Origin of the sequence: Paenibacillus sp. Aloe-11, assembly GCF_000245715.1 — a bacterium.
Taxonomy (GTDB): domain Bacteria; phylum Bacillota; class Bacilli; order Paenibacillales; family Paenibacillaceae; genus Paenibacillus; species Paenibacillus kribbensis.
Genome location: NZ_JH601050.1, coordinates 335,337 through 347,371, shown reverse-complemented (window position 1 = coordinate 347,371; position 12,035 = coordinate 335,337). Strand labels below are relative to the sequence as shown.

15 protein-coding genes and 1 pseudogene are annotated in these 12,035 nt (G+C 41.6%); 2 read left to right on the top strand and 14 right to left on the bottom strand.

Translation table 11 applies throughout. From position 1 onward, the window contains the following. Positions 1-101: 101 nt before the first annotated feature. From WG8_RS07650 to WG8_RS07620, 8 genes and pseudogenes are all read right to left on the bottom strand, one after another. Positions 102-515, bottom strand: a complete 414-nt coding sequence (locus WG8_RS07650; protein WP_043890868.1) for a hypothetical protein — start codon at positions 513-515, stop codon at positions 102-104. A gap of 17 nt (positions 516-532) precedes the next feature. Further along, positions 533-891 (bottom strand): annotated as a pseudogene (locus WG8_RS28155) (cyclic-phosphate processing receiver domain-containing protein). 31 nt (positions 892-922) lie between these two features. After that, the gene (locus tag WG8_RS07645; protein WP_043890867.1) at positions 923-1,513 is read right to left on the bottom strand and encodes a hypothetical protein; all 591 of its coding nucleotides are present in this window, start codon (positions 1,511-1,513) and stop codon (positions 923-925) included. A gap of 67 nt (positions 1,514-1,580) precedes the next feature. Beyond that, on the bottom strand, positions 1,581-1,799 hold the full coding sequence (locus WG8_RS07640) for a hypothetical protein (protein WP_007429558.1): 219 nt from the start codon (positions 1,797-1,799) through the stop codon (positions 1,581-1,583). A gap of 90 nt (positions 1,800-1,889) precedes the next feature. Continuing rightward, complete coding sequence (locus WG8_RS07635; RefSeq protein WP_052310851.1) at positions 1,890-2,237, bottom strand: hypothetical protein; 348 nt, start codon at positions 2,235-2,237, stop codon at positions 1,890-1,892. Between the two features lie 28 nt (positions 2,238-2,265). Beyond that, positions 2,266-2,616 carry a hypothetical protein gene (locus WG8_RS07630; protein ID WP_007429557.1) on the bottom strand — a complete coding sequence of 117 codons (351 nt, stop codon included), beginning with the start codon at positions 2,614-2,616 and terminating at the stop codon, positions 2,266-2,268. A 42-nt stretch (positions 2,617-2,658) separates the two neighbouring features. Then, positions 2,659-2,880 carry a hypothetical protein gene (locus WG8_RS07625; RefSeq protein WP_043890866.1) on the bottom strand — a complete coding sequence of 74 codons (222 nt, stop codon included), beginning with the start codon at positions 2,878-2,880 and terminating at the stop codon, positions 2,659-2,661. A 6-nt stretch (positions 2,881-2,886) separates the two neighbouring features. Continuing rightward, a complete protein-coding gene (locus tag WG8_RS07620) occupies positions 2,887-3,576 on the bottom strand; it encodes an AbiTii domain-containing protein (protein ID WP_043890865.1) in 690 nt (229 codons plus the stop codon). A 336-nt stretch (positions 3,577-3,912) separates the two neighbouring features. Here WG8_RS07620 and WG8_RS07615 point away from each other — a divergent pair, with 336 nt between their 5' ends. Continuing rightward, positions 3,913-5,130, top strand: a complete 1,218-nt coding sequence (locus WG8_RS07615) for a tyrosine-type recombinase/integrase (RefSeq protein WP_043890864.1) — start codon at positions 3,913-3,915, stop codon at positions 5,128-5,130. A gap of 632 nt (positions 5,131-5,762) precedes the next feature. After that, positions 5,763-6,698 carry a magnesium/cobalt transporter CorA gene (gene corA / locus WG8_RS07610; RefSeq protein ID WP_007429556.1) on the top strand — a complete coding sequence of 312 codons (936 nt, stop codon included), beginning with the start codon at positions 5,763-5,765 and terminating at the stop codon, positions 6,696-6,698. 166 nt (positions 6,699-6,864) lie between these two features. On the opposite strand, the gene WG8_RS07605 is transcribed toward corA, so the two are convergent. The 6 genes from WG8_RS07605 to WG8_RS07580 all read right to left on the bottom strand — a co-directional run bounded on the left by WG8_RS07605 (position 6,865) and on the right by WG8_RS07580 (position 12,024). Next, complete coding sequence (locus tag WG8_RS07605; RefSeq protein ID WP_007429555.1) at positions 6,865-7,872, bottom strand: HRDC domain-containing protein; 1,008 nt, start codon at positions 7,870-7,872, stop codon at positions 6,865-6,867. 165 nt (positions 7,873-8,037) lie between these two features. Next, positions 8,038-8,916 carry an ROK family protein gene (locus WG8_RS07600; protein ID WP_007429554.1) on the bottom strand — a complete coding sequence of 293 codons (879 nt, stop codon included), beginning with the start codon at positions 8,914-8,916 and terminating at the stop codon, positions 8,038-8,040. Positions 8,917-9,143: 227 nt separating this feature from the next. Then, the gene (locus WG8_RS07595) at positions 9,144-10,040 is read right to left on the bottom strand and encodes a 5'-3' exonuclease (protein ID WP_007429553.1); all 897 of its coding nucleotides are present in this window, start codon (positions 10,038-10,040) and stop codon (positions 9,144-9,146) included. A 72-nt stretch (positions 10,041-10,112) separates the two neighbouring features. Then, positions 10,113-10,478 carry an arsenate reductase family protein gene (locus WG8_RS07590; RefSeq protein ID WP_007429552.1) on the bottom strand — a complete coding sequence of 122 codons (366 nt, stop codon included), beginning with the start codon at positions 10,476-10,478 and terminating at the stop codon, positions 10,113-10,115. 4 nt (positions 10,479-10,482) lie between these two features. Next, the gene (locus tag WG8_RS07585; protein ID WP_043890862.1) at positions 10,483-11,439 is read right to left on the bottom strand and encodes an RluA family pseudouridine synthase; all 957 of its coding nucleotides are present in this window, start codon (positions 11,437-11,439) and stop codon (positions 10,483-10,485) included. 21 nt (positions 11,440-11,460) lie between these two features. Further along, a complete protein-coding gene (locus tag WG8_RS07580) occupies positions 11,461-12,024 on the bottom strand; it encodes a cob(I)yrinic acid a,c-diamide adenosyltransferase (RefSeq protein ID WP_007429550.1) in 564 nt (187 codons plus the stop codon). Positions 12,025-12,035: the final 11 nt, after the last annotated feature.

Here is a 12,035-nt window from a genome sequence, read left to right as displayed (position 1 = left end):
AAATCCAGTCACCGTCAATATGAGGGCAACTGGATGGTGAAATTGGTGTTTTATACAAACTTGAGTGGTTGTATTGTTACAGAACATTTGAAACATGCCTTTCATCGATAATTCTGACTGGCGCCATTAGTTTTAATTATCTTAGCTATTCTGCCCTCTAAGTGTTCTGGGCGAATCATTTGTTTTTCATGCAAACCATACTGTAAACACAATGATTTATAGTAATCATGTCTCTCAGTAGTGGGTCTGTTTTCTACCCAAGAAACAATATGCTCTTTCAATTCAATATTGAATTCATTTGAGTTGTTGATCTGTTCTTTGATTTCGGCAATGTAATCTGAGTCTTTTCTGGGGGTGATATTTTTATACCTCCATATGATTCTGGTATAGATTGCATCGATATCAGAATCACTGAAATCACCTTGGAGGAAACCCAATCTTTCACGAATATATGCATCCATGTAATGTGATAGGCTTGCTTTTGCTCTTACTGATAATTGATCAACTTTAGACATTATAAGCCCTCCTTATTTTAACCCGAATACTTGTTCACCGTTATAGGGTAATGGTATACCTCGATATCCTCATCGATAAACCCTCTCCGTTGAGCTGCCAATAAAGTCTCATACATATTCTTGCGTCCCACGGGGTTATCTGTATGTAAATAGATCTTATCAACCCTCAATCCATGCTCACAAAAATACTTCACCAAGTCATATCCGTTAGGCAGCTCTTTGCCATCAACATCTTCGCCTAAATCATGGTCTAACGTAAGAATGCCGACACTTCTGGTTTCAAGGATTGTATTGCTTCATAGTATGTACGAGCGACCACAAAGCCATCTGGACAGTCTCTGAGGTCATCCACATAAAGGTTGACCTTATTTGTCATAGTCGCATCGCCTTCCTTCAATACATGCCATTTATTGCTTTTTGATAACTAGGCGATAGGTATTTTTATTTACATGAGGAGTTAAATCAGCCACATGATTATTCATTAGTTTTTGCACACTAATTAGGTCAGACGCAGTTATATTTTCTTTGTTTTCCAATTCTCTTTTATATATGTCACATGGACCATCGAAATATTCCTCCTCACCCAATAATAGCAATAGATATTCTTCCTTGGACACTTTGTGTTTTTTTATTGTTCTTCCAGTGTAATTGAAAGAATAAAGCTCAATTTGATTTTTGTGATTTAAACCACCGAATGTTAATTGAAGTCTACTCTGAGGATGTAACTTAAAAATGAGGCTTAGTCCAGGATCATCATAAAGTTTCTCGAATGTGTCAATCCATTCATCATAATTATTTGATTCAATTTTCACATTTTTAAGTATATAATCTGATACTCCTTTTGTTCCTGTTGATGCTATAAAAGAAGTATTATTGTTGTACATATCGTATTTCTTTAAGTCTTCCCGTGCAATTTCGCCAGTAGATCTGTTTGTTAGTCTACCATCAGACATTATACAACATAGTTTTTCGTTTGCTATTATAGATACAAAACTCACTTCGAATGCCCCCCTGAAATGCCCATTTTATTGCGTTAATCCTCAATTCCCTGCTACGCCAGAATGATTAATCAAAAGGATTCTTCGGCACCTTCACTTCACCTTTTTCGCCATTCCAACCTAGAGTAAAAACAGTGTTTTGGTGACGTTCCACGGGATGTCCGTAGTCGGTCGTATGGATATTAAGTAAAACCCAACCTTCACTGATATACTCATTGGCCTTTTCTACAGATTGTGTCTCAAACAAGGAAATGATTTTTTCCAAGTCTCTATTATCTTTCTCCACATCTAACACTCCATTTCAAATTAGTATAGTAAAACAGTCATTTGATGATGATAATTTTTAGAATAGGGTATCTGCCATTTCTTTCCGCAATTAAATAAGTTTGAAAAAACGATTTTGCATCTCCGATGTAATCTTATCATTGTCAGGATTTACTATTCCATCAATAATATGACATTGTACTTCTTCACCAGAATCAAATCTAACATCAAAACTCCCTTCACCAACCCAACGACTAGCATACATTCTTATTGATCCACCATTAAACGAAGACAAATCTGAAATCTTTTGATTTATAGCTTCAATTCTGCATTTGATCTCTTTCTCTTTTGAATTTAACCATAGCGGATCTGATCTTTCACAATCACTATTAGTGCATATCCATAGCTTTTCTCCTAGTTTCCCTTGATACATTTCAGAATTACACAGCTCACACAGCATAAACAAAACCTCCTTATGAAATAGTTATCTATCTATTCAGTTCAACCATATTCAAAAGGTCAGAAATATGTTGATTAACCAATCTATTTTTATTCTGCTCCAATCCCTCTCTAATTCCTATTGCCAGTTCTTCAACCTTGTCCATCTGCAATCGATGAGCGTCCAAAAATATATCGTACAGTTTATCTTCAAAAACAAATCCGTCATAGTTTTGCCCTCTTCTTGGGAGAGAATGTTTAGTAAAGAGGCCAACTATTTCTTCTTCGTTTAGTCCAAACTGGCTTAGGGTAAAATTCAACTTAACAACTTTAGATTCAAATGGATGTGCAACCAATTTTCCTTCTTCGTTAAGTTCATAACCAAATGGTACATCTTTCATTGTCAACAACTCCTTATGGAATAGTTATTTCAATTAAAAGAATCAAAATAAGCTCTCGATGAAATTAATAATATTTTTCCAAAAGGAGAATAACAAAATAAATCCAACGGAAATTGAAATAATTATAGACATAAGAATTGGATGCCTTTGAGCAAATGAATTTGGCTTATGATCGTTTTTATTGTTTTCATCCGTATTTAATTTAACTTGATGACCAATTGAAGAGTTTTTAATCTTGTTGTTATCGCCGATTTTAATATTCATTATTTCTTACCTCCTAAAAAACTTACCGATACCAGAGTCTTTGATTTTGTTGTTATCTCCAATTTCAATTGAACCTTCATATATGATCTTTTCTATATTAATCGTAACTTGCTCTTTCTTAGTATGATTTGTTTCAATCTGAGACCGAATATCTAAGTCATCTAAGTTTTTAAACTGTTTTTCCAATTCCATTATAATCTCAACCAGTTTTGACTTCACATGAGAAACGATTTCCTCAAGTTGATTGGATGGTATCATAACATTCATTGTCAAAAGCTGAAGATCATATCTTGAGATACTATGACAAAATGAGGTCGATATTTGTTTAGCATATTTATCTCTGTTCTCACCACCCAGAATATGTTGAATAGTTCTAATATTATCACGACTATAATATACAGTAATATCATTTATCAGTTCTTTGTCTTTTATCAAAGCTTCTAATGGAACCTGCTGATTGCGATACTTTGTTGTTCCATTTACTACAAATGTTCCAATAGGATTCCCTTTTAATATTCTATAAGGTGGAAAACTCTCAACGCCCTCTTCAATGGAATATCCTTCAAGTTCACCTTTTATCCAACTAATAATTCGCTGATCACCTAAATCTGAGAGTATAATTTTCAGTCTTAAAAGTATGTTTTCAAGGTCAGAATTGTTACTCACCAAATCTATTAATAGTTGACTTCTGCCCACGACCATCGCTCCCATTTTTAATGAAATAAACCTTTAATAATAGGAACAATATACCATACATCAGCACACGTTCGAGTATAAATTTTTTGATTCCTTACACTTTACAATGACATACTCCTTAGACGCTCTCACGTTCGTTCTAAAGCTGTTATTCACGTTATGAATAGGGAAGTCTCAAAACCCCAGTAACTATAATCTGCGTTGGCTTAACGCTCTCCTTTGAGCTTATCTCATTCAATATTCTCATATCAAAACAAACTATTTACACATCTAATTTAATATGATATATTTAATTATTACCCAAAATAAAATAAAGAAAATATTAGGAGGCTACATATGGCAATAGGATCTGTAAAACTTGATAAGAAAACTGGAACGTATTATTTCGTTGTGGACGTTGGGAAGAAAGGGGAACCACGAAAACAGAAAAAGGAGCGAGGATTTAAAAAAAAGAAAGATGCTCAGGATGCATTGACCGATTTATTGAATCAGGTGAACAAGGACGAGTATATTGAACCAAGCAAGATAAAGTTTACAGATTATATGTTGGATGTGTGGATAGTAGAGAAAGTTCAGAATAAACATATGACACGGCTTACCGCAGATTCATATATATCCTATATTCATAATCACATTGAACCTTTTTTAAAAAATAAGACATTTGGAGAGTTGACTTCAAAGGATATCAAAGGATTAGTGAATTATCTAAAGACGAAGAAGAGTCCGCAGAACAATAAGCCTCTTTCTGATTCAACAGTTCAACGTATCTACAATGTTGTTGTTACCGCATTAAATTACGCTGTTAAAAATGAATTGATAAAAAACAATCCTGCTGAAAAAGTAGATCGACCCAAAATAGCAAAAAGAAAATTGACCATATGGAATATTGAACAGATACAGAAGTTTTTGAGCAGTTTCGAATATAATCGTCATTATGTTGCTTTCTTTCTAGCTATACACACAGGGATGAGGCAAGGTGAAATACTTGGACTTCCTTGGAGCAATGTTGATTATCAGAATAAAATAATCATGGTGACCCAAACATTGGAGCATGATGGGAAGGGCATTAAGCAGGGAGCAAAAACTTCTTCAGGAGTTCGTCCAATTGCTGTTTCAGATGAGGTAATTGAAGTGTTACAGAAACAACATGAAAGAGTTCTTATGGAAAAGGAACTAGCTGGAGAAATGTATATAGACAATGATTTAGTGTGTTGTACTAACATTGGTAAGCCAGTCTTTCCTGATACCTTAACAAAGATGATGCGAAGGAAGATAAAAGAATTAGAACTACCACACATTCGATTTCATGATCTCAGGCATACATCAGCTTCATTAATGTTATCCATTGGTGTACATCCAAAGGTAGTTTCTGAAAGATTGGGGCATAGTAGTGTAGTCATAACATTAGACACTTATTCACATTTGCTTATGAATATGCAATCTGATGCAACACAAGGATTGAGCAGTTTGTTGAGTAAAAAAGAAGAATCAGAACCAGTAGAAATTGAACAAGAATTGCGTGACCAGAAGTGTGACCAACCAGTTGAAGTTTAGAAGAAATAACAAGCAAAACCATTGATACATAAGGATTTTTTGAGAAGGCTATAATAAAAGCATCTTATGTGCTCTTGATAAGATTTCGCTATATTCTTTTAGGTTTACAATGTTCTTTTTAAACACTTTAATGCATCGGCTGAGCTTCGTCAAGATGGACTTGTAAATTCGTGTCCTCCATTCACATTTTGTCTACCTTTTCCATAGGTTAAACCATCCCCCTCTTATCGCTGAAGCTCTTGTCACTACTGTTGATTCAGCCATGATTTTGCGCTTGAAAGGCCGTAGGCCGAGCGTTATACTATACAAGTGCTAATAGGCAAAATAATGGTGCAACAGTGCAGATTTTGAGTGCTTTCTGCGTTATTGTGACAACCTAAAATGAACATTTGTGAGGTGAATCCGGAATGGAAGGCGACCCGAGTCCGAATAGGCGGCGATCCCTGAACAACAGCATAGGAATGACTTTAGCTTGCCGAAAGACGGGACGCCAGGCTCTGCATGCTCCAAAAGCCTTCGGCTTTTAATGGGAATGCTCGCTTATCCGAACCGGCTAACCGGCTAACTGAGTCCATTCCTTATGCTTAAGGTACACGTATTTCCGTTGCGACGGAGCATAAGGAGTGACATATATGAAAATCCGTTTGGTAAACAACGGGGTTTTTACCCCTGTCGAAGAAATTGAAATGGCGCTTACTGCACCGGCAGAAGGCTTTTACTGGATTGATGCCGATGTTGAAGATCTGGCAGTGCTCCAGCCTTTATTCTCCATGCATGATCTTGCGGTAGAGGACTGTTTGAGCGAAGAAGAGCAGCGTCCGAAGATTGAAATTTACGAAAGCCATTATTTTATCGTTGTAAACAGTATTCGTTTTGATGATGAAGAAATATTTTTGCGTGCTTTGAACATTTTTCTCGGTCGTCATTTTATCATTACGGTGACCAAGCAAAAAATCAACGAGCTTCGCACTCTTAAGCCTTTGCTTTGGGAGCAGGAAGTAAGTCAGCCGGATCGTTTTATGTATCTGCTGATCGACTTGATCGTCGATAATTATTTTCTGGTTGGTGACCGGATTGAGGTCCGCATTGAAAAGCTGGAAGAAGATATTCTAATGCATACGAAAAAGTCGCATTTGAATGAGATCATCGGCTTGCGCAGTGAGATTTTGTGGCTGAAAAAGGTGCTGGGACCGCAAAAAGAGGTCATTAATACCTTGAATAAACGGGATTTACGCCTCATCGACGATCAATTGCAAAAGTATTTTAGCGACATTTATGAAAATGCTGTGAAAATTTCGGAGACTTTCGAAACTTACCGCGACTTGATGGGTAACCTTCGAGAAGCTTATCAATCTAGTATTGCCAACCGTGCCAATGATATTATGCGCGTGTTTACAGCAATTACGACTATATTCATGCCATTGACGGTGATTACCGGAATATATGGAATGAACTTCGACAATATGCCTGAGCTCCATACACATTATGGCTATTTCGTTGTTATTGGTGTTATGGTGGCGCTGGGCGTGAGTATGTTCTTTATTTTCCGCAAGATGGACTGGGTTTGAAAGGAAAAAGGAGTAGCCAAGGCAGCAGCCGTATCCGATCAGGATATAGCTGCTGCTTTGTTGTATTGTTGTGTATTTCCCCCGCACAATCACTACTTCTATTCACAAAAGCACTGACCTATTTTGCCTTTCGGCGAATGATCGGTGCTTCCGATTTTGTATTAGGTTATCCCACATGTCGATCTGCTGTCCCCTGATGGCGGAAACGGATACGGATTAGACGCAGACGCTCATAAACTTGATCCAGCCCTGTTTCTGCCGCCTTTTCCTCGCCGTACACTTGCAGCATGACGGGCTTGAGCAGCGTGTCCCCCAACTCTTCATAGGCAGACCAGATGGCTGCCTGCTCTTCCTTGGATACGTTCACCAGTTCCTTACGGATTAGCTTCTCCATATCAAATCCATCCCTGTCCAGATGCTCCACAGCTTCAATCATCTCTCTACGATGCAAGCCTGCCTTCATTCCGATGTGCTCCAGTGAAAGACCATCTGAAATACCTTCAATAATCGTTTTTGTCAGGCTGAATTTGTTCAGCTCCTGTCTGTACTGGTTCTGTTTTTGTTTGTACATCCATGACAAAAAAACTTCTTCTTCCAGCGTCTCGGTTACCCAATTCAACGGAAATGATGTGGTCCGGTCATTTTGTGTCGTAATAGCCAGTAGCTCCTTTCCATATTGAGACATCTTACCCTGGCCCACACCGGGCAGCTCCAGCAATTCCTCTTCCGTATGGGGAAGATAAACGCTAATGAGTCGGAGCAGCCGATTCGTAGCAATAAAATAAGGAGCTTTGCGCTCGGCGGCTGCCTTTTGTCGTCTCCACATTGTCAATTGCTCATATACATCGTCGCGCGGAAATAAATCGCAATAGCAGTACAGCTTTTGCAGCGATTGCCCCCGTCCTGCTGCTCCTTCCTGCTCATGAAAAACCCCATGAATCAAGGGTCTGTAGCCCTCAGCCATCTTGAGCGCCAGCTCATGGCGGTACACATGCAGCAATTCCTGCCACAAGCTGCCCTCATACCAAAGATCATCCGTGCTTTCATCCAAGCCATGGTGCGTACTCCAGCCAGCACTCCATATCCCTTCATGTTGTCCAATCCATACCTGGGCAAAGCTCTCATCGCCATGTTCATTCCGTTTGGACAAGCGATTTAAAAATACAATCTCCATGATTTTCCTCCCTGTGTATCGTTGATTACAGTCCCGCACAACGCAAAAACACAAAAAAAAGCACCTATCCCGCGTATTCGCAAGAAAGGTGCTTCCCTTTTTGAGCCGTACTATACTGTTGCTTATATGATAACCGTACCTTGGAGCGTCGTCAACCAGAAATTCTCAACGACTTAGCTTTTCCTTTGCCAAGGCAAGAGCACCACACAATCCGGCATTGTCACCCAATCCCGGACTTACGATATATTGATCAATATCTGTTGTCAGACTCGGATGCTGTACATAGCCGTTCAAAAGCTCTTGAAGCTTGCTGCGAACAAGCGGGAACAACTGCTCCTGCTTCATTACGCCTCCGCCCATAATAATCTTTTGCGGTGACAGGATTAATACATAGCTCATCAAAGCCTGTGCCAGATAGTACGCTTCCATTTCCCATGCCGGGTGATCAACAGAAAGTTCATGTCCCTTAACCTTCCATCTTTTTTCGAGCGAAGGACCTGCTGCCAGTCCTTCCAGACAATCTCCGTGATAAGGGCATGTACCCTCATAAGTATCCTCTGGATGACGACGCACCAAAATATGCCCCATCTCTGGATGTGATAATCCATGAATCAGTTTACCCCCAACCAAAGCACCTGCCCCGATCCCTGTACCTATCGTAATGTACAGACAGCTGTCCAATCCCTTGGCCGCGCCCCAGATGGATTCACCCAATGCTGCTCCGTTCACATCGGTGTCAAATCCCATCGGTACATCAAAATGCTCCTTCAGCTTGCCAATCAGATTGTAATTCCCCCAATGCGGCTTGGGTGTTGTCGTAATATAGCCATATGTATCACTGCCCTCGATAGGATCAATCGGTCCAAATGACCCTACTCCCAGCGCTTCAATACCCTTCCCTTCAAAAAATGAAATGACATTCTCCATCGTTTCCGCTGGTGTGGTTGTTGGAAAGCTCGCACGCTCCAGTACCTCTCCCTGTTCATTGCCGATTCCACATACAAATTTGGTACCGCCTGCTTCAATTGCTCCCAATACTGTCATAGCTTCTGCTGTCCCCTCTCAATCGTTGTCCGTTTCCCTATCTACTATATTCACCTGAAACGTGCTCAAGGTCAATCCCCTGATCACAATTGTATATAATCCTTCACATGACTGTTTCTCTGTTAATGCCTATGGCACAAAGAAGGACACTAACGATCCAAACGTCAGCATCCTCACAGGCACTTTGCCTGAATACACCATGTGAAGCATAGCTGCCTCATTATGATCTATGATCCGGTGGCAACCCCCATCAACGTACATAAGCTTTTCATTTCAAGCTGCTCAAACTTGTCGACAATTTGCACATGATCCAGTGTCAGCAGACAGCTGTCCAACGCACACGCTACAGGCACATCACAATGAATTTTAGCAAGCTTGCGTGAAAGATGCAGCATATCCAGATCGCTCTCAATCTTTTTGCGCACCGATGGCGTCAACTGATCCAGATTCTCCAGAATACCTTCAATGGAGTCATATTCCTGCACCAGCTTGAGCGCTGTTTTCTCACCAATACCGCGTACCCCCGGGTAATTGTCGCTCGCATCCCCCATTAAGCCTTTGATGTCCACCACTTGGCGCGGCTTAAGCCCTTTTTCAGCCAATAATGTCTCCGGGGTATACACCATATAGTTGCCGTGGCCTTTTTTCATAATGATGACCCGTGTCCGCTCATCCACCAATTGGAGTAAATCATGATCCCCTGAGAGAATCATCACATCCATGTCCTCATTTTGCGTATAATGGCGTGCGAGCGTGCCAATGCAATCATCCGCCTCAAAGCCTTCAGCTCCAATGTTGGGAATGCCAAGACTGTCCGTGACTTCACGGATCAATGTAAACTGGGGAACCAAATCATCCGGTGCGTCAGCTCGATTTCCCTTATACGCAGCAAAATGCTCCCCGCGAAAAGTCGTTCCGCCCATGTCCCAGCAGCAAATAACGTGGGTGGGGTTAAACGTTTGGACCGCATCCCAAAAATATCGAATAAAACCATATATGGCGTTTGTTGGCACTCCAGCTTTTGTGCGACGAATATATCCGTTTGCGGCAGTTGCATAATAAGCGCGGAATAGCAGAGCCATGCCGTCAACCAGCATTATGGATTGTTCATTACGTTGTGTCACAGATTGTATTGCTCCATTCATTCATATTATTTAACCCCAACAGTATACCATATCGCAGAGCGGAATTGGGCGTTATTGAGCACCCCATGCCTCCTCAAATGTTTCCTCTTTGAATCCTACCGTGACTTTGCTCCCGTCTGTTACGATGGGGCGCTTGATCAATCTTCCATTCGAGGACAGAAGTGAAATTTGCTCTTCACGGCTCATATCTCCGAGCTTGTCCTTCAATTTTAACTCCTTGTAAACCTCACCGCTCGTATTGAAAAATTTCTTGAGCTCCAGTCCGCTTTTACGGATCAAATCTTCCAGCTCCTTCGGTCCGGGCGGTTGTTCAAAAATAGGAATCAGTTCCGTCTCATATCCTTTGTTTTGCAGCCATTTTACTGCATTACGGCAGGTGCTGCATTTGGAATACTGGTATATTTTCAACTGGCTCATTAGGTTAATCCTCCATTTTGTTTCTTAACAGCTCCTGCATTTTGGCCATATCATCCGGTAGAGGAGCACAGAACGTCAGTCGCTCCCCTGTCACAGGGTGCACCAAGGACAGTTCCGAGGCATGCAGCGCTTGCCGAGGCATCTGGGCATCAAGCTGCTCATATTGCTCACGACGCGCTGAGTCATCGGGTATCGCCCGGTACATTTTGTCTCCGATCAAAGGGCACCCGATGTACGTCATATGCACACGAATTTGGTGCGTACGCCCGGATTCCAATTTTAGACCCATTCGGCTCCCCTCGTTCCACGCTTCCTCCAGCTTGTACATCGTCAGAGCAGGATAACCACTCGGAGTCACCATTCTCATATGCGGATCATCCGGATTGCGATCAATCGGCCCATCCACCTGTCCTTCCGGTTGCCCAGGATGCCCGTGCACCAGAGCTGTGTAGCGCTTATCCACCGTTCCCGCAATCATCTGCTCGGAAATATGCTGGTGCACATACGGATTTTTAGCCACAACGAGCACACCTGTCGTCTCCTGATCGAGACGATGAACAGGACGGAACCGGAACAGCTCTCCTTTGGACTGCCAATAATGCACAACTCCGTTAGCCAGAGTGCCTGTGTAATGTCCATGTGTCGGATGAACAATGATTCCCGCCGCCTTGTTTACGACCAACAGGTGCTCATCCTCATACAAAATGTCAAAAGGAATCGGTTCAGGTAAAATATCATCGGAACGCTCGCGCTCCATGCGGATTTCCACCCGATCCCCAGCCTTTACCTTTACGCTGATGTACACTCGTGTCCCGTTCAGCATGATCCCTTGCTCTGTTAGCTTGAGTTTGGATATCAGCTTCCGTGAAATGTTCATTCTTTTCTGTAAAATTGTCTTCAACAGCATGCCCTCCTCCTCAGGAGGGATCATATACACGATAGGTTCATAGTACAAGTCCATCACAAATTCCCGATTGCCTCCTTATTTGCGGAACACTTTTTTGCTCCGCACATATTCGACATCGGGTACGCCCTGACGCACATTCGCTGTGCGGGCCACGACAAAGAAATAATCGGAAAGACGGTTCAAATACCTACGTACCGCAGGATTAATTTCCGTATGCTTCCCCAGTGTGACAGCACGGCGTTCCGCACGGCGACACACTGTACGGCAAACATGTAGCGTAGAAGACAATGTGCTGCCCCCCGGTATAATAAACCGCTCCACCTTCGGATTTTCCTCCTGACATGCATCAATCCAGCCTTCCAGCCGCTCTGCCAGCTCGTCTTTCACCTTATATTTGCTTTCATTGATTTTGACAAATGCCAAATCCGAGCCGCAATCAAACAGCTCCTGCTGTATTTCCTCCAACTGGGTCCGGATATCCGCAAACTTTTCTCCTTCGGCAAAGCTGATTGCTTGTCCTACAAAGCTGTTCAGCTCGTCGATTGTGCCGTATGCCTCCACACGGTCATCATCCTTGGACACTCGACCGCCGATCACCGAAGTTTGTCCCTCATCACCTGTTCTCGTATAAATCCCCATCGTACTCCATC

What these genes read in the sequence shown, in the direction of transcription:
- WG8_RS07650 (WP_043890868.1), bottom strand. Translation starts at nt 515, where the DNA reads ATGTCTAAAGTTGATCAATTATCAGTAAGAGCAAAAGCAAGCCTATCA.
- WG8_RS07635 (WP_052310851.1), bottom strand. Translation starts at nt 2,237, where the DNA reads ATGCTGTGTGAGCTGTGTAATTCTGAAATGTATCAAGGGAAACTAGGA.
- WG8_RS07630 (WP_007429557.1), bottom strand. Translation starts at nt 2,616, where the DNA reads ATGAAAGATGTACCATTTGGTTATGAACTTAACGAAGAAGGAAAATTG.
- WG8_RS07625 (WP_043890866.1), bottom strand. Translation starts at nt 2,880, where the DNA reads ATGAATATTAAAATCGGCGATAACAACAAGATTAAAAACTCTTCAATT.
- WG8_RS07615 (WP_043890864.1), top strand. Translation starts at nt 3,913, where the DNA reads ATGGCAATAGGATCTGTAAAACTTGATAAGAAAACTGGAACGTATTAT.
- corA (WP_007429556.1), top strand. Translation starts at nt 5,763, where the DNA reads ATGAAAATCCGTTTGGTAAACAACGGGGTTTTTACCCCTGTCGAAGAA.
- WG8_RS07605 (WP_007429555.1), bottom strand. Translation starts at nt 7,872, where the DNA reads ATGGAGATTGTATTTTTAAATCGCTTGTCCAAACGGAATGAACATGGC.
- WG8_RS07600 (WP_007429554.1), bottom strand. Translation starts at nt 8,916, where the DNA reads ATGACAGTATTGGGAGCAATTGAAGCAGGCGGTACCAAATTTGTATGT.
- WG8_RS07590 (WP_007429552.1), bottom strand. Translation starts at nt 10,478, where the DNA reads ATGAGCCAGTTGAAAATATACCAGTATTCCAAATGCAGCACCTGCCGT.
- WG8_RS07585 (WP_043890862.1), bottom strand. Translation starts at nt 11,439, where the DNA reads ATGGACTTGTACTATGAACCTATCGTGTATATGATCCCTCCTGAGGAG.
- WG8_RS07580 (WP_007429550.1), bottom strand. Translation starts at nt 12,024, where the DNA reads ATGGGGATTTATACGAGAACAGGTGATGAGGGACAAACTTCGGTGATC.